The 15,012-nt window shown below is 63.4% G+C and carries 17 protein-coding genes and 1 pseudogene; 7 read left to right on the top strand and 11 right to left on the bottom strand.

The genetic code is table 11. From position 1 onward, the window contains the following. From EOA60_RS02620 to EOA60_RS02610, 3 genes are all read right to left on the bottom strand, one after another. Positions 1-818, bottom strand: an 818-nt coding sequence (locus EOA60_RS02620; protein ID WP_164899169.1) for an alpha/beta hydrolase, incomplete at its 3' end; no start/stop codon positions are given. Positions 819-1,049: 231 nt separating this feature from the next. Next, complete coding sequence (locus EOA60_RS02615) at positions 1,050-1,235, bottom strand: hypothetical protein (protein ID WP_067329623.1); 186 nt, start codon at positions 1,233-1,235, stop codon at positions 1,050-1,052. 186 nt (positions 1,236-1,421) lie between these two features. Beyond that, positions 1,422-3,491 (bottom strand): ASKHA domain-containing protein, encoded by a 2,070-nt coding sequence (locus EOA60_RS02610; protein ID WP_095825681.1) that lies wholly within the window; start codon positions 3,489-3,491, stop codon positions 1,422-1,424. 89 nt (positions 3,492-3,580) lie between these two features. On the opposite strand from EOA60_RS02610, the gene EOA60_RS02605 reads away from it, so the two are divergent. Next, positions 3,581-3,823: a hypothetical protein gene (locus tag EOA60_RS02605; RefSeq protein WP_245299687.1), complete on the top strand. Its 243-nt coding sequence runs from the start codon at positions 3,581-3,583 to the stop codon at positions 3,821-3,823. A gap of 79 nt (positions 3,824-3,902) precedes the next feature. Here the strand turns inward: EOA60_RS02605 and EOA60_RS02600 are convergent, their stop codons facing one another. The 7 genes from EOA60_RS02600 to EOA60_RS02570 all read right to left on the bottom strand — a co-directional run bounded on the left by EOA60_RS02600 (position 3,903) and on the right by EOA60_RS02570 (position 9,412). Continuing rightward, entirely contained in the window at positions 3,903-4,880 is a 978-nt protein-coding gene (locus tag EOA60_RS02600; RefSeq protein ID WP_095778498.1) for a methyltetrahydrofolate cobalamin methyltransferase, read from the bottom strand. 141 nt (positions 4,881-5,021) lie between these two features. Continuing rightward, on the bottom strand, positions 5,022-6,116 hold the full coding sequence (locus tag EOA60_RS02595) for a methylenetetrahydrofolate reductase (protein ID WP_095825680.1): 1,095 nt from the start codon (positions 6,114-6,116) through the stop codon (positions 5,022-5,024). Further along, entirely contained in the window at positions 6,113-6,712 is a 600-nt protein-coding gene (locus EOA60_RS02590; RefSeq protein WP_066999668.1) for a methylenetetrahydrofolate reductase C-terminal domain-containing protein, read from the bottom strand. The genes EOA60_RS02595 and EOA60_RS02590 overlap by 4 nt, the downstream gene beginning before the upstream one ends. Next, the gene (locus EOA60_RS02585) at positions 6,705-7,007 is read right to left on the bottom strand and encodes a virulence factor (protein WP_066999671.1); all 303 of its coding nucleotides are present in this window, start codon (positions 7,005-7,007) and stop codon (positions 6,705-6,707) included. Before EOA60_RS02585 ends, EOA60_RS02590 begins: the two co-directional genes overlap by 8 nt. A 135-nt stretch (positions 7,008-7,142) precedes the next feature. After that, the gene (locus EOA60_RS02580; protein WP_095825679.1) at positions 7,143-7,925 is read right to left on the bottom strand and encodes a formyl transferase; all 783 of its coding nucleotides are present in this window, start codon (positions 7,923-7,925) and stop codon (positions 7,143-7,145) included. A gap of 114 nt (positions 7,926-8,039) precedes the next feature. Further along, positions 8,040-8,615, bottom strand: coding sequence for a DUF4893 domain-containing protein (locus EOA60_RS02575; protein ID WP_095825678.1), 576 nt, complete (start codon positions 8,613-8,615; stop codon positions 8,040-8,042). Between the two features lie 167 nt (positions 8,616-8,782). Continuing rightward, positions 8,783-9,412, bottom strand: a complete 630-nt coding sequence (locus tag EOA60_RS02570; RefSeq protein WP_095825677.1) for a DUF1638 domain-containing protein — start codon at positions 9,410-9,412, stop codon at positions 8,783-8,785. A 56-nt stretch (positions 9,413-9,468) separates the two neighbouring features. Between EOA60_RS02570 and EOA60_RS02565 the strand changes: the two genes are divergently transcribed. Continuing rightward, entirely contained in the window at positions 9,469-9,606 is a 138-nt protein-coding gene (locus EOA60_RS02565; protein ID WP_019858698.1) for an entericidin A/B family lipoprotein, read from the top strand. 83 nt (positions 9,607-9,689) lie between these two features. Here EOA60_RS02565 and EOA60_RS02560 read toward each other — a convergent pair whose 3' ends face one another. Further along, positions 9,690-10,388, bottom strand: a complete 699-nt coding sequence (locus tag EOA60_RS02560; RefSeq protein ID WP_066999684.1) for a B12-binding domain-containing protein — start codon at positions 10,386-10,388, stop codon at positions 9,690-9,692. Positions 10,389-10,667: 279 nt separating this feature from the next. Between EOA60_RS02560 and EOA60_RS02555 the strand changes: the two genes are divergently transcribed. From EOA60_RS02555 to EOA60_RS02535, 5 genes and pseudogenes are all read left to right on the top strand, one after another. Further along, positions 10,668-12,242 (top strand): trimethylamine methyltransferase family protein, encoded by a 1,575-nt coding sequence (locus EOA60_RS02555; protein ID WP_066999687.1) that lies wholly within the window; start codon positions 10,668-10,670, stop codon positions 12,240-12,242. Between the two features lie 89 nt (positions 12,243-12,331). Further along, positions 12,332-13,021, top strand: a complete 690-nt coding sequence (locus EOA60_RS02550; protein WP_127335340.1) for a hypothetical protein — start codon at positions 12,332-12,334, stop codon at positions 13,019-13,021. 104 nt (positions 13,022-13,125) lie between these two features. Further along, complete coding sequence (locus EOA60_RS02545; RefSeq protein WP_127335339.1) at positions 13,126-13,857, top strand: dienelactone hydrolase family protein; 732 nt, start codon at positions 13,126-13,128, stop codon at positions 13,855-13,857. Between the two features lie 73 nt (positions 13,858-13,930). After that, positions 13,931-14,494: an RNA polymerase sigma factor gene (locus tag EOA60_RS02540; RefSeq protein ID WP_067329326.1), complete on the top strand. Its 564-nt coding sequence runs from the start codon at positions 13,931-13,933 to the stop codon at positions 14,492-14,494. Between the two features lie 2 nt (positions 14,495-14,496). Then, a pseudogene (locus tag EOA60_RS02535) lies at positions 14,497-15,012 on the top strand (VWA domain-containing protein); the annotation flags it as partial.

Below are 15,012 nucleotides of genomic sequence, written 5' to 3'. Positions count from 1 at the left end.
ACGTGGAACATGCCTTCCTCGTAGACGACATCGACCTCGATTCCTGCGGCGCGCGCCCGTTCGGCGAAGATCAGATTGTCCGGGCTGAGCAGGTCGCGCGAGCCGGTGAGCAGCAGCGTCTTCGGCAGCACCGAGAGATCGCCGTAGAGCGGGCTGATGTGCCAGTCGGAGCGGTCGATGCCGGCGCTGTAGAGCCGGATCGCCTCGAGCCCGCCGGGGATGCCCAGCCAGGGGTCGTTGCGTTCGGCTTCGAACACTTCCGGATTGGACAAGGACATATCGAGGCCGGGCGAGATCAGCACGTGGCGCGCCGGCGAGGGCAGGCCTTCCTCGGCGGCTATCATGGTGAGCACGACTGCCATGTTGCCGCCGGCGGAATCGCCCATGAAGACGATGTTCTCGGCATTGGTCTCTTGCAGCATGCGCCGGTATACGCCGCCGACCATGCCGAACATGTCATGGAAATTGTACTCCGGCGCGATCGGATAGATCGGCACGGTGATGCCGAAGCCCAGCCGCTCCGCCATCTCGGCAATCAGCACCCAGTGATAGGACGTGATCTGAAAGACGAAGGCGCCGCCATGCAAATAGAGGATACGCCGGCGCTCGCCCGATTTCGGTGCGATCTCATAGACGGGGAAACCATCGACGCTGGTCTCGGCGATATCCAGCCGCGCCTTCAGAAGAGCCGGCGGATGATAGTCTTCGGTCTTGCGGGCGTAGGCGATCCAGCGCTGCAGATTCTCGGGACTGGAAAAGGCCTTCTTGCGGCTGTGCCTGAGAATGAACGAAACGACGTGGCTTTTCAAACTGGGCATACGGAACACGGATCGGTCGAGCCGACTAAGAGAAATTCCCCCTGCTATGCGAAGATTGTAGTTAGGTTGAAAATGTCAAGGTTCGCAGCGGGCACATCGGCGTGATGCGACGGCGGTCGCGTCAACGGCGCCCTGGCAGCAGCGCGGCGCGCAACTTGTTGTCGCCGATCGCCGAGGCCGCTTGCCGGCCTCGGCGCTTGCCGAGCAGCTTACATTTGTCGGCGAAGGTCATCAGCGGGCGGTTCCCAGGAGCAGCGCGTGCAGGGCTGCCTGCGGGTCGCTCGGCGGCGAAGCCGGCCAGCCGATATCCTTCTGCACATGCACGGGCAGGTCGTTGAGCGCGCGGATCGCCTTGCTCCGGGCATGAGCCTGCCTGATGGTCACGCCGAAGCGGCCGAGGTTATCGAACATCGACATAGTGGGTTCCTCCGGAAGGTCGCGCCGGCTCGAAGACATTTCGCGCCAGCCCTTCGGTGGCGGGCTAAATGCGCCCGGCATGTTTCCGGCGGATTTCACGAAAACAGCGTTCCGGTTTCCGGATCGATGGATCCGGAAACATTTGCATGCATACGAACTAAAGAGAGGCGTCGGGCGAAGGGGACCCTATTCGCGCCCACGCCGCGCCGCCCGTTCCTCGCGCGAGCGCCGGCGCGGGGTGGCGTCGCCTGCGGTGCCGTCCTCGCCGACCGTCTTGCGCGGCGGCAGCTTCACTGCGGCCGCGAGCTTCGGGAAAGGGTCGACCTTGTTCGGCAGGGCCATGGCGTAGACGAAGTGCTCCTGGAATTTTGGTTCCAGCGCGGTTTCGATCTTTTCGATCCTGCTCACCGTCTCCTCGATCTCACGGCGGTAGCCGCGATTGAGGAGCGCCATGCGCGCGCCGGCGCCGGCGGCGTTGCCGACGGCCGAGACCTTGTCGAGATCGCAATCGGGAATGAGCCCCAGCACCATGGCGTATTTCGGGTCGATGAAAGAACCGAAGGCACCGGCGAAATGGATGCGGTCGACATGGTCGGTGTGCTGCTTTTCCATCAGCAGCTTGGTGCCGGCGTAGAGTGCCGCCTTGGCGAGCTGGATGGCGCGCACGTCGTTCTGGGTGATGGTGATCTTCGGCTCGCCGTCCTTCAGCACATAGGAGAAGGTGCGGCCGTTGGCGACGATGCGCGGCGAGCGCGCGCCAAGCGATCCGTCGACGACGCCGTCCTCGGAGATTATACCGGCGAGATACATCTCGGCCACCACTTCGATGATGCCGGAGCCGCAAATGCCAGTGACGCCGGTCGCCTGCACGCTTTCGGCAAAGCCCGGCTGATCCGACCAGAGTTCCGAACCGATGACGCGGTAGCGCGGCTCAAGCGTGTCGGGATCGATGCGCACGCGCTCGATGGCGCCGGGCGCCGCGCGCTGGCCGCCGGAAATCTCGGCGCCCTCGAAGGCCGGGCCGGTGGGAGAGGAGGCCGCAACGACGCGCGTGCTGTTGCCGAGCACGATCTCGGCATTGGTGCCAACGTCGACGATCAGCATCATCTCGTCCTGGCGGTGCGGACCCTCGGAGAGCGTGACCGCGGCTGCGTCGGCGCCGACATGGCCGGCGATACAAGGGAGCATATAAAGGCGCGCGCCCTGGTTCAGTTTCAAGCCGAGATCGGAGGCCTTGATGCGCACGGCGCCGGAAATGGCGAGCGCGAACGGCGCGCCGCCGAGCTCGGTCGGATCGATGCCGAGAAACAGATGATGCATGATCGGATTGCCGACGAACACTGCGTCGAGGATGTCGTTGCGCTGGACATTGCCTTCCGCACAGACCTTGTCGACCAGTCCGGAAACGGCCTCGCGCACGGCGACCGTCATGCCCTCGCGGCCGTCCGGGTTCATCATCACGTAGGAGACGCGGCTCATCAGATCCTCGCCGAAGCGGATCTGCGGATTGGAGGTGCCGGAAGAGGCGGCGACGCGGCCCGACAGCAGCGACACGAGATGCATGGCAATGGTCGTCGAGCCGATGTCGCAGGCGAGCCCGTAGGCCTCGTTCTTCAGGCCCGGCCACAGCGCGATGACGCGCGCGATGTCGCTGTCCGCATCCTTGTGGATGGCGGCGGTGGCGGTCCAATTGCCCTTGCGCAGAATGCCCTGCACTTGCGGCATGAGATAGAAGTCGAACTCGACGTTCTTGAAACCCCAGTCCTTCATCAAGGCGATCTTGAGTCGGTCGAGGTCGCCGAGCGGCTTGTGCATGTCGGGCTCTTCAATCTCGACATAGCACATGCGGATTGCCGTATCGCGAGCGATAACCCTGGTGTCGGCTGCCTTGCGGATGGTCTGGGCGTTGATGACCGTGTCCTGCGGCACGTCAATGACGAGGTCGCCGAGAATCTGCGCCGAGCAGGAGAGGCGGCGGCGCTCGGGCAGGCCGCGCACGCGCTCGTAGCGCTCTTCCTTGGCGCCCTTGGGCGAGATGTGGTCGTTGGCAGAGACGATCTTGTGCTTGGCGAAATTGCCTTCCTGCACCTCGATCTGGCAGCGCCCGCAAGTGGCGCGGCCGCCGCACACACTCTCGACATAGACGCCGAGCTGGCGCGCGGCGTCCAGCACCGGCGTGCCAACGGGAAACCGCCCGCGCTTGCCTGACGGCATGAACAGCACAAGCGGATCGGTGATGTTGGGCGGGGGATTCATGCTGGCACGCGTCTCGATGGCAATTGCCGATACCGTTTAACGGATCGTTTTACTGTTGGGTGGAGTGTACGTTGGTCCAGGGGCCAAACATGTCGGATATTCTGCTGCCCGCCATCTTCACCGCTTTCACCATGGTGCGCGTGCTCAAAGGCCCATGGCTGCGCAATCCGCAATATCTGGCCTCCGGAATTCTCGGCGCGATCGTCGGAGCGCTCCTGCTCCACGCATTCTGGCCCGCCTACGACGATGATGTCATCGTCGGCGGCGGCACAGGCATCTTCGGATCCTGGGCTGGAATGGCGTTGTTCGACGCCATATTGGGCGTCGCCTGACCGCAAAGCAGACTTCTCCGACCGCATCGACGATGCGACCGGATCAGGGCTGTTTGCAATGCGGCTCACGATTGCGCGCTTACCCCCTGGCCATGCGGGCTTCACGACCGCCGCGGCGACGCCCGCCGGCAGCGGCGGCGCCATCGCCAGGGGCGGTGACCGCGACCGGAGCCGCGACCGCATGGCCGCCTTCGGCCGGCTTGTAGTCCTTGTAGGTGCGGATCCAGTTGGTGCAGTTCTCGTCGGTGCCGTTGAGCACGTTGGCGCCGCGCACGGCCTCCATCTCCTGCGGGCGGACCGGATTCATGATGGCGCTCGTCATGCCGGCGCCGATCACCATCGGGATGAAGGCGGCGTTGATGCCGTGGCGATGCGGCAGGCCGAACGAGATGTTGGAAAGGCCGCAAGTGGTGTTGACCTTGAGTTCCTCGCGCAGACGGCGCAGCAGTGCGAACACCTGGCGGCCGGCATCGCCCAGCGCGCCGATCGGCATCACCAGCGGATCGACGACGACGTCATGCGCGGGAATGCCGTGATCGGCGCAGCGCTCGACGATCTTCTTGGCGACCGCGAAGCGGACGTCCGGATCCATCGAGATGCCGGTCTCGTCATTTGAGATGGCGACGACCGGAACGTTGTATTTCTTGACCAGCGGCAGGATGGCTTCAAGCTTCTCTTCCTCGCCGGTGACGGAGTTGACCAGCGGGCGCCCCTTGGCGACCTTCAGCGCCGCCTCGATCGCGGCGGTCACCGAAGAGTCGATCGACAGCGGCAGATCGACCAGGTTCTGCACGATCTCCAGCGTCTGCACCAAAAGCGCCGGCTCGGTCGCATTGGGGTCGACGGCAGTGACGCCGGCATTGACGTCGAGCATGGTGGCGCCGCAGGCGGCCTGTTCCAGCGCATCCTTGATGACGGTCTCGAAGTTGCCGGCCACCATCTCGGCGGCCAGCTTCTTGCGGCCGGTCGGGTTGATGCGCTCGCCGATCACGCAGAAGGGCTGATCGAAGCCGATGACGATTTCTCGGGTCGCCGAGGCGACGATGGTGCGGGTCATGCAATCTCTCCGTCGGGATATAAAGAGTTCTTTATATCGTTATCTGGTCTTGTTCAAGCGGACGGGTGCCGGCCGCGCCTTGGACTTTAAGTTCATGTATGTCGTTGCCCCAAACCGGTTCTCACTTTTGGGCGACATACATCAATGCGCGGTCTTCACCATGTCGACCTGGGTTTCGGTAATCTCGTCGTGCAGTATGTGGTCGAGCCGCTCCGCGACGATCTGGTCGTCGCGACGGATCTCCCGTTTCCAGGGCTGGCGGCCTTTCAGCACGCCGGATTCATCGACGATCTCGGCGACATACTCTTCCTGGCGGTAGGCCATCACATGGACGCCGGCGACGCCCGCAATTTCCTTCACCTCGTTGATGATGTCGATGCAGAGCTGCTTGCCTTCCTTCTTCTGGTCCTGCGCGCCTTCGAGCCGCTTGATCACCGCATCGGGGATATGGATGCCCGGCACGTTGGAGCGGATCCATTTGGCGGTCTTGGCAGAGGCGAGCGGCCCGACGCCGCACAGGATGAAGACTTTTTCGGTGTGGCCGAGGTCGCGCGCCTTTTGCATGAAGTTTCGGAACATCGGCACATCGAAGCAATATTGCGTCTGCACGAATTGCGCGCCGGCGGCAATCTTCTTGCCGAGATGGATGGGACGGAAATCGTAAGGCGGCGCGAAGGGGTTTACGGCAGCACCGAGGAAGACCTGCGGCGGCGTCGTCAGCTTGCGGCCGGACAGGAACTTGCCGTTGTCGCGCATGATGCGGATGGTTTCGAGCAGCGACATGGAATCGAGGTCGAAGACCGGCTTGGCGCCCGGCTGATCGCCGGCCTGCACGCCGTCGCCGGTGAGGCAGAGCATGTTGGCGACGCCCATTGCCGCCCCGCCCAGCACGTCGCCCTGAATGGCGATGCGGTTCTTGTCGCGGCACGCGATCTGCATGATCGGGGCGTAGCCCATGCGGGTCAAAAGCGCGCAGATGCCGACCGAAGACATGTGGCAGTTGGCGCCGGAGGCGTCGACCGCGTTGATGGCGTCGACCCAACCGTCGAAGATCTTGGCGCGGTTGTAGACGTCTTCCGGGTCGGCGCTGTCGGGCGGGTTGAGCTCGGTCGTCACCGCGAACTCGCCGCGGCGCAGCACGCGCTCCAACCGACCGCGCGACGAATGGCCGGGCAGGTGATCGAGCGGCAGGTGAACGCCGGCCGGGTTCTCGTCGCGCTGGTGGCGGATGCTCATGCTGAAGCTCCGGGGTTCTGCGGGTTCTGGGCGGCTTCACGCGCCGCGGCCGCCTGCGCGGTCACCCTGAGCCAGGCCGAGGTTTCGCGCAGCGACTGATCGACCGGCTTCTGCACGGTGAGGATCTTGTCGCCATGCTTCATGTTGCGGGAGCCTTCCCAGGCCTTGACCCAGACGCAGGGCATGTCCGGCTCGACCTCGCAATTGCCGTTGGCGCGCACGCCGCCGCACGGGCCGTTGCGCAGTTGCTTCGGGCAGTTCATCGGGCACGACATGCCAGTGGAGGAGAGCACGCACTGGCCGCACATGCGGCAGTCGAACATGAAGCCCTTGACGCGTTTCTCGACGAATTTCACCGGCGCTTCGACGCGGCCGTAGCCGATGCCCTTCCACAAAGGATGCAAGAGCAGGAAGACATCGGCGAACCTGCCATAAAACCATTCGAGCAGTCGCGAATGGCGGATGGACCACAACCTCACGGCAAAAGTGCGCTGAACGCGGCGTTGCGGCGACACGTCCGCAGGCTTGTAGTCGGACTTCGGCGCCGCCTTCTTGACCAGGGTGGCCTGGGTGACCGCCGGCTGCTTCTCAGACATTTTCTTTCCCGCCAGCCTTGACCAGAGCGACCAGCCGCTCGCGGTCATATTTCGTATCGAGTTCCTGGTAGGCCTTCTCGACCTCGGCTTCGATGTCGTCGCCGACCGGAACCGGATCGGCCTTACGCCATTCGGCGAGGTAATCGTCGGTGCCGCCGGCGCCCGTGCGCATGGCGCACATGTCGATCGCCTCGGTGAAGCGCAGCGGCAGCTCGCGCTTGGCGTTCTGCCGGCCTTTCTTGACGATGACCTGCGCAGGGATATCGCGCCAATAGACGACGATCAGATCGGCCATGAATTCTCAACTCCTCGATGTTGGGAGCATTGCCGCATGCGCCCTTGTGCCGCTTGTTATGGGACGACGCGCGCGCCTTCAAAAGCGACGCTGGCGATGACGCAAAGCGAGTGCTGAATTTCCGACGCCGGCAGATTACCAGACGCGCTTCGTCAGGCCGGTCCAGAGGTAGGACCAAATCGTCGGGTGAAACCACTGTTTCGAGGGCAGGCCGGGATCGATCGTCGTAAGTTTTCCCGCCAGCGCCTCGGCCACTGCCTGGACGCAGATGTCGCGGGAAAATGCCGCCTGCCGCAGCGCGTAGCTGGCGATGGTGTCGCCGCGTTTCGACTTGCCGCGCGCCTGCTTCAGCACTCCGCCGGTGTCGACGCCGGCATCGACCAGATGCACAGTGGTGCCGAAATTCCCTCGATCACCAGAGGCCAGCGCCCAGTAGCCGCCATTCATGCCACGATATTTCGGGGCAATGCCGGCGTGATAGTTGAGCACCGGGCAAGGCATCTTCGCGAGCATATTCCTCGACAGCAGCCGGCAGCCGGCGAGGAGCACGACGCCCGGCCCGATCTTCTCGATCGCCTGAAGGCATTCCGGACCGTTGGCGGAAGGCACATGGATGATCGTCTGGGTCGGGCGAGGTTCTGTCTCGAGCTTTTCCTCGGCAATCAGCCGTGCAGCATGGCCGGCAAAGAACCGCTTGCCAAGCCTGGTCAGCACCATCGTGCCGAGCTGGCCGATGGCCGAGATCCAGCCCTGGCGGCGGGCGCGGCCGAGCAGCAAACGCTTTTTTGATTCAGGGGTTTCGAGGATGACACTCACAGGGCCGACGCGATCGGCGATGGCGTTGACGATTGCCCAGATATGCGGACCGCCTTCGGTGACGACAACAGTCCGCCGCGGACCGGATTCCGACGTTGCCATGGCAAGCACCCGCTCTCAAAGTCGGGCGCATGCTAGGGAGAGCGGGTTAACCCTTAGTGAGCCAATGGTCGCGCATGATCCTGGTCCGAAAACTCTGCAACTTTTCGGGCTCAGTCAGCGCTTGAATTCCATGATGTCGAGCTTCGATTCATAATAGGGCGCGGGGAATTCGATGCGCCACTCGGTGGCACTGTTGCGGAAGGCATAGCCCACTTGGTCGCTTTCGGCGCCGCTGCCATAGGGCTTGGCCTTTTCGTCATTGACCGAAAACGAGCCGAGATAGATGGCGCGCTTCTCACCGTCGTCGAAGAAGCGACCGGTGGTGCGCTGCGAGCCGCTGATCTTCTGCAGCCGCCAACCCGAGCCGTCCCCGGTGACCTTACACTTGAACCAGCCATAGATAACTAGCGGGCTCAAGCCGCCGGCCTTGATGGTGCGACATTTCCAGTTGCCGGTCAGATCCTTGCCGGAGAAAGCGACCAGCGGCTTGGCGAGCAGCGCATCGAGTTGCTTGACCTCAGCCGGATCGCCGGCCTTTGCCTCTTCGAGAGCCGCCTTGCGCGTTTCGCCATATTTATCCAGTCGCGCCTTGTCGGCGGCGGTGATCAGCTTCTGCACCTCGCCATCGGCATAGGCGGGCAGGGCGAAGCCGATAAGGCAAAGGGCGGGAAGCAGCAGGCGAGGGATCATGGACGTTTCCCGAATCGGTGGCTGGAATAGCTGTTTGGTCTGCTTGGGGCACAACTTACCCGTTCGCAGGCCGCTGTCATCCGGCTTGCCAGCGGAGGCGAGGGGGCTTCGTCTGCAAGTCGATCGTCCGACCCGCTGGCCGCCGTTGAAGCAGCCCTGCGAGAGCCTCAAGCGTTGGCTGCCGCCCGCGCCAGTTCGCTCGTCAGATCGCCATAGCCGGTCGAGCGACGCTCGTAGGCGAGGCCGAGCATGGCGGCGGCTTTCTCGGCAACCTTGTCGAGATCCGGATCGTCGGTTTGCGCGAGATAGATCAGCTTCTCGTAATTGCCGAAATAGTCCTTGATAAGCTCGGGATGCCTGTCGAGCCCGAGCGGCTTGATGAAGAAGGCGTCGAATTGGCGACAGAGGAAGTCGGTCATGTAGAACGACATCATGTCGCCGTCGGCGACCTTCGCATAGGCGTCCATGCCCTGGTAGAAGGCGAAGCAATGCGGGCCGGCCATGCGCTCCACGCCATGCTTCTCGATCACGTGGTCGAGCATGCCGCCGGTGCCGCAATCGGCATAGCCGACGAAGATGTGGTTGTAGCCTTCCGCTTTGGCCTTTTCGATGGCCTTGTCCATGGCCGGCGCGATGCGGTCCGGATAGAAGTGGAACTCGGCCGGCAGGCAGGTCAACTCAAGGTGATCGAGCTTTAGCTGTTGCTTGACGGCCAAAACTTCGCGCGCAATCATCCCGCAGGCGATGACGAGCAGCCTGTCTGTTTGATTCGGTTTCGTTTTTTGCGTTTTGACCATGAACCAGTCGAGCCGGTTTTCGCTGCGGGGCTAATTATCTGTTGAGGGAGACACCCATGAAACTGCTACGCATCGCGCCGATTGCCATCCTTGCCTGCGCGCTTGCACTCACCGCCTGCGCCAACACCATTCGAGGCGTCGGCAAGGACGTCAAATCAACGGCGAGGGCGGTCAAAGACACTGTCGCCAACTGATCGTTCAGCCTCATCATCATCTGGGAACAAAAAAGCCGCGCTGCAAGGCGCGGCTTTTTTCGATCCATCCTGATGCCCTGGGATCAGGCGGAAGCGCGAACGTTGTGCTTGCGCTTCATGAAGTCCTTGGCTGTCTCGACCGCCACCGCGGCATCGCGGCAATAGGCGTCGGCGCCGACGGCCTTGCCGAATTCCTCGTTGAGCGGCGCACCGCCGACCAGCACGACGTAATCGTCGCGAATGCCCTTTTCCTTCATCGTGTCGATGACGACCTTCATATAGGGCATGGTCGTGGTGAGCAGCGCCGACATGCCGATGATGTCGGGCTGATGCTGCTCGATCGCTTCCAGATATTTCTCGACCGCATTGTTGATGCCGAGGTCGATGACATCGAAGCCGGCGCCTTCCATCATCATGCCGACGAGGTTCTTGCCGATGTCGTGGATGTCGCCCTTGACGGTGCCGATCACCATCTTGCCCTGCTTGGGCGCGCCGGTGGCGGCAAGCAGCGGGCGCAGGATGGCCATGCCGGCCTTCATGGCATTGGCCGAGAGCAGCACTTCCGGCACGAACAGGATACCGTCGCGGAAATCTTCGCCGACGATGCGCATGCCTTCGACCAGCGCCTCGGTCAGCACCGTGTAGGGCTGCCAGCCGCGCTCAAGAAGGATATGCGTGCCTTCCTCGATCTCTTCCTTCAGCCCGTCATAAAGGTCGTCATGCATCTGCTGCACGAGTTCCTCGTCGGAAAGCTCGGAAAGGATGATCTCGTCGTCGGACATTTTTTCCTCGGGCTCCTTGCTGCTCGAATGCTTGCTGCAGCTCAAAATCGATGCGCCAATACCTAACCCGCGAGGGCAAGGTAGCCATAGCTGATTTGCGACTTCCCGCAAAAGGAAAGCGACTGAAAAGTTGGCGGTTTTCTTGTCGAATTTGCGACAGGCGTTGGCGCTGGCGAGCCGTTTTCAATAGGGTGCATGGCTACGATCCGGAAAGAAGCGGCGGCGAACCGGCCGCGAGCCAATTCAGGCCCAAATCTAAAATCTATAGGAAGAACGATCATGAGCGATAACGCGGCAGTCGAGCAGGAAGCGTCGGGCGGACGACGCGGACGCGGCGCCAGCGGCGGCGCGGCGGCCAGGCGCGCGGCGCGCGCAGGCGGCGGTCCGGGCACCCAGCTCACCTACATCAAGCGCAAGATCAACGTCTACGAGGTCCTCGACGAGGAAGGCCTGGCGCTGATCGAGAAGAACACAGACACGGTGCTGGAAGAGATCGGCATCATCTTCCGCGACGACGCCGAGGCGCTCGCGCTGTGGAAAGAGGCCGGCGCCGATGTGAAAGGCGAGCGCGTGCATTTTCCCAAGGGGCTTTGCCGCTCGCTGCTCAAGACCGCGCCTTCGATCTACACCCAGCATGCGCGCAATCCGGAGCGTTCGGTGCAGATCGGGGGCAAAGGGACGGTGTTCGCGCCGGTCTACGGCCCGCCCTTCGTGCGCGACCTCGACGGCAACCGCCGCTACGCAACGCTTGAGGATTTCCAGAATTTCGTGAAGCTCGCCTATATGGCGCCGTCGATCCACCATTCGGGCGGCACGGTATGCGAGCCGGTCGACGTGCCGGTCAATAAGCGCCATCTGGACATGGTCTATTCGCATATCCGCTATTCGGACAAACCGTTCATGGGCTCGGTGACGGCGCCGGAGCGGGCCGAGGACACGGTGGCGATGGCCAAGATCGTGTTCGGCGAGGATTTCGTCGAGAACAACACGGTGCTGACCAGCCTGATCAACGCCAACTCGCCGATGGTGTTCGACGAGACCATGCTCGGCGCGCTGAAAGTCTATTCGCGCCACAACCAGGCCTGCATTGTCACGCCGTTCATCCTGGCCGGCGCGATGAGCCCGGTGACGGTTGCCGGAACGCTGACGCAGATCCTGGCCGAGGTGCTTGCCGGCGCCTCGTTCACGCAGCTGATCAGGCCCGGCGCGCCGGTGCTGTTCGGCACTTTCGCCTCGTCGATCTCGATGCAGTCGGGCGCGCCGACTTTCGGCACACCGGAACCGTCGCTGGTTTCCTATGGCGCAGCGCAGCTCGCCCGCCGGCTCGGCCTGCCGTTCCGCACCGGCGGCTCGCTCTGCGCCTCGAAGGTCCCAGATGCGCAGGCGGCCTATGAGAGCGCCAACACGCTGAACTCGACCATCCTTGCCGGCACCAACTTCGTGCTGCATTCGGCCGGCTGGCTCGAGGGCGGTCTCGCCTCCTGCTACGAGAAATTCATGATGGACATCGACCAGCTCGGCATGACGCAGAAATTCGCCGAGGGCGTCGACCTGTCGGAGAACGGCCAGGCGATGGACGCCATCCGCCAGGTCGGTCCGGGCAGCCACTATCTCGGCTGCGACCACACGCAGGCGAATTTCCAGACCGCCTTCTACCGCTCCAACATCGCCGACAACAATTCCTACGAGCAGTGGCTGGCCGAAGGCGAAAAGACAGCGCCGCAGCGCGCCAACGAGCTCGCCCGCCGCTGGCTGGAAAGCTACGAAGCACCGCATCTCGATCCGGCGATCGACGAGGCACTGAAGGATTTCATCGACAGGAAGAAGGCCTCGATGGCCGACGCCTTCACTTGAAAGGAGCCCGAGTCAGGCCGGGCTAAAGTCGCCAACATCATCCATAAGGAAGTCTGGCGGAGCGCGTTCTCCGACCCGGACAAGAAGGGATGATCTTTTCGCGCGGCACGATCGAAGGGACCGCGGCCGCGCTTGCCGCCCACGGCCTGATCCTTCGGGGCGGCTTTCGCTTCGCTAGTGATGAAGCCGTGCCTGCGGGGCTTTCAGGCGCGCCTGCCAAGTCCGCCCTCCTGGTCGGGCAGGCCGGCGTCGCACTCTGGCCGCACTTCCAGCGCTGGCTTGGGCAGCGGGCCAGCGGGATCGTCAACCCGCTCGACACCTGGTCGCGGGAGGTGATCGGCGCGGTGGCGCAAGCGTTCGGCGCTCGCGCCGTGTCGCCCTCCGACAGGCCCTATCTGCCGTTCCAGCAATGGGCGATGCGGGCGGAAGGGTTGAAGCCGTCGCCGCTCGGCATCCTCATGCATCCGCAGTATGGGCTCTGGCATGCCTATCGCGGCGCGCTGCTGTTCGAGGAAGAGATTTTCCTCCCCGAACCTCAAGAACCGATTCATCTCTGCGACACATGCGTCGAAAAACCCTGCATGAATTCCTGTCCGGTCGATGCCTATTCCGAGCAGGGTTTTGCCCATGAAGCCTGTCTTGGGCATGTGCGCGGCCCCGGAGGCGGCCTGTGCCGCACGAGCGGCTGCCTCGACCGCAACGCATGTCCCTACGGGGCGGACTATCGCTATCGGCCAGAGGTGCAGGCCTTTCATATGGCGGCCTTTGCTCGGCTGTAAGATGAAGGCCAACCGCACGAAATCTTGAACGCCAGGCTCCGGGATTGTCTTGCCGGGCCGCTCCAGCCGGATATCTATCGCGCGGACAGACGACGGAGAGCAGCATGGCCAAGCAAGAGATCGAGATCGAAACCCGGGACGGGAAGGCCAAGGCCGGGCTGTTCCGACCGGCGGCGGCGGCCAGGGCCGGCGTCATCCTCTACATGGATATTTTCGGCCCGCGGCCGACGCTCGACCAGATGGCCGAACGCCTCGCAGGGCATGGCTATGCCGTGCTGTTGCCCGATCTGTTCTATCGCAGCGTGCCCTATGGACCGTTCGACCCGAAGACTGCGTTTGCTGAGGATAGGACCAGGGCTCAACTGACGGCGCTGAGCGGTGGCACCACGCAAGAGATGACCATCCGCGACAGCGCGGCCTTCCTCGATGCGCTCACTGCCGAAGGCCTGGACGGGCCGGTCGGCGTCGTCGGCTATTGCATGGGCGGCGCGCGGGCTCTCAATGCCGCCGCGGCCTATCCCGACCGCATTGCTGCCGCCGCCAGCTTCCACGGCGGCAATCTGGCAAGCGACGTGCCCGACAGCCCGCACCGGAAGGCGGCGTCGATCAAGGCACGCATCTACGTCGGGGTCGCCGGCGCGGACCGTAGCTTTCCGCCGGAGCAATCAGCCCGGCTGGCAGAGGTGCTCAGGGTCGCCGAAGTCGACCACACGATCGAGAACTATGTCGGCGTCGGTCATGGCTGGTGCGTCAAGGACCACAGCGTCTATGACGAAGCGGGCGCCGAGCGCCATTGGAAGCGGCTGATCACGCTGTTCGCCGAAACCTTGGGGTAGGGTGCGGAGGCCGCCGCAAAAAAATCTTTCCATCGTCCCAAGGAATCGCCATTAGCCTTCGTCCAACAGGCAAATGACGGCGATGATGCTGGACGACAGCGAAGCCTCCGATGCCGAATTGATCGGGCGGGCGAGGGGTGGAGACAGGGGGGCTTTCGGCAAACTGCTCGAAAGGCACTATGGCTTCGTCTATCGCGCCGCCTATCGCTGGTGCGGCCGCAAGGCCGATGCCGAAGACATCGCCCAGGATGTCTGCGTGCGGCTCGGCCGGGCAATCCGCGACTATCAGGGCAATGGCGCGTTCACGACCTGGCTCTACGCCATGACACTGAACGCTTCGCGCGACATGATGCGCAAGCGCGCACGCGACAGCGCCAAGACCGAGGCCTTCGGCACGTATGCGCTGATCGCGGGGGAGGGCTCGGCGGAAGCCCAGGACCCGGCCGAGGCGCTGTGGGCGGCGGTGCGCATGCTGCCGGACAAGCAGCGCGACGCGGTGCTGCTCGTCTATGGCGAAGGGTTGAGCCACGCGGCTGCGGCCGAGGTGATGGCGATCTCGGAGGCGACGGTTTCCTGGCACATCCATGAAGCGAAGAAACGGCTGAAGCTGCTCATGCGCTCAGCCGGGGAAGTGTGACCATGGTCGACGACAACGAACTCGAAAGGCTGCGCAATCTGGCAGTTCCGGCGCCGGACAGCGAAGCGCAAACGCGTGCGTTGGCCGCCGCGATGCACGCCTTCGACTTGAACGAAAAAATTTCGACCGCCCCCCAAGGATCGCCGGCAGGTCTTCGTCTCACGGAGCGAGCACAAAGGCTCTGGAGAGAGATCATGCAACGGAAACTCATTGCCACCCCGGCCCTGACCGCGCTGGTCGCGCTGCCTATCGCCGGCTATGCCGCTTTTGAGATGCTGAGGGAGCAGCCGCCTGTTATTTCAAACGGGAAGGTCACCGAAACGGTGGCCGACAAGCCGGTTGCGCAGAAGCCGATACCGAACCAGCCCGCGATCAGCGAGCCGCTGGCGGCCGCGCCTGCCAAGGAGAAGAAGACCAGCGCCGACAGCGAGAGGCGCGTCGAAGACGAGGCGCAGGTCGCACCGGCATCGCCGCCGAAAACTGAATTGAGCCGATCCGATGATCGGACCAGGCAGGAA

The sequence above is a fragment of the Mesorhizobium sp. M1A.F.Ca.IN.020.06.1.1 genome (assembly GCF_004023265.1).
GTDB lineage: Bacteria > Pseudomonadota > Alphaproteobacteria > Rhizobiales > Rhizobiaceae > Mesorhizobium.
Note: the sequence above shows the minus strand (reverse complement) of the source record. Positions and strands in the feature narration are given on the sequence as shown.

Excerpts from the sequence above, each read along its gene's own strand:
- EOA60_RS02615 (WP_067329623.1), bottom strand. The coding sequence starts at position 1,235 with ATGTCGATGTTCGATAACCTCGGCCGCTTCGGCGTGACCATCAGGCAG.
- EOA60_RS02610 (WP_095825681.1), bottom strand. The coding sequence starts at position 3,491 with ATGAATCCCCCGCCCAACATCACCGATCCGCTTGTGCTGTTCATGCCG.
- EOA60_RS02605 (WP_245299687.1), top strand. The coding sequence starts at position 3,581 with ATGTCGGATATTCTGCTGCCCGCCATCTTCACCGCTTTCACCATGGTG.
- EOA60_RS02600 (WP_095778498.1), bottom strand. The coding sequence starts at position 4,880 with ATGACCCGCACCATCGTCGCCTCGGCGACCCGAGAAATCGTCATCGGC.
- EOA60_RS02595 (WP_095825680.1), bottom strand. The coding sequence starts at position 6,116 with ATGAGCATCCGCCACCAGCGCGACGAGAACCCGGCCGGCGTTCACCTG.
- EOA60_RS02590 (WP_066999668.1), bottom strand. The coding sequence starts at position 6,712 with ATGTCTGAGAAGCAGCCGGCGGTCACCCAGGCCACCCTGGTCAAGAAG.
- EOA60_RS02585 (WP_066999671.1), bottom strand. The coding sequence starts at position 7,007 with ATGGCCGATCTGATCGTCGTCTATTGGCGCGATATCCCTGCGCAGGTC.
- EOA60_RS02580 (WP_095825679.1), bottom strand. The coding sequence starts at position 7,925 with ATGGCAACGTCGGAATCCGGTCCGCGGCGGACTGTTGTCGTCACCGAA.
- EOA60_RS02575 (WP_095825678.1), bottom strand. The coding sequence starts at position 8,615 with ATGATCCCTCGCCTGCTGCTTCCCGCCCTTTGCCTTATCGGCTTCGCC.
- EOA60_RS02570 (WP_095825677.1), bottom strand. The coding sequence starts at position 9,412 with ATGGTCAAAACGCAAAAAACGAAACCGAATCAAACAGACAGGCTGCTC.
- EOA60_RS02565 (WP_019858698.1), top strand. The coding sequence starts at position 9,469 with ATGAAACTGCTACGCATCGCGCCGATTGCCATCCTTGCCTGCGCGCTT.
- EOA60_RS02560 (WP_066999684.1), bottom strand. The coding sequence starts at position 10,388 with ATGTCCGACGACGAGATCATCCTTTCCGAGCTTTCCGACGAGGAACTC.
- EOA60_RS02555 (WP_066999687.1), top strand. The coding sequence starts at position 10,668 with ATGAGCGATAACGCGGCAGTCGAGCAGGAAGCGTCGGGCGGACGACGC.
- EOA60_RS02550 (WP_127335340.1), top strand. The coding sequence starts at position 12,332 with ATGATCTTTTCGCGCGGCACGATCGAAGGGACCGCGGCCGCGCTTGCC.
- EOA60_RS02545 (WP_127335339.1), top strand. The coding sequence starts at position 13,126 with ATGGCCAAGCAAGAGATCGAGATCGAAACCCGGGACGGGAAGGCCAAG.
- EOA60_RS02540 (WP_067329326.1), top strand. The coding sequence starts at position 13,931 with ATGACGGCGATGATGCTGGACGACAGCGAAGCCTCCGATGCCGAATTG.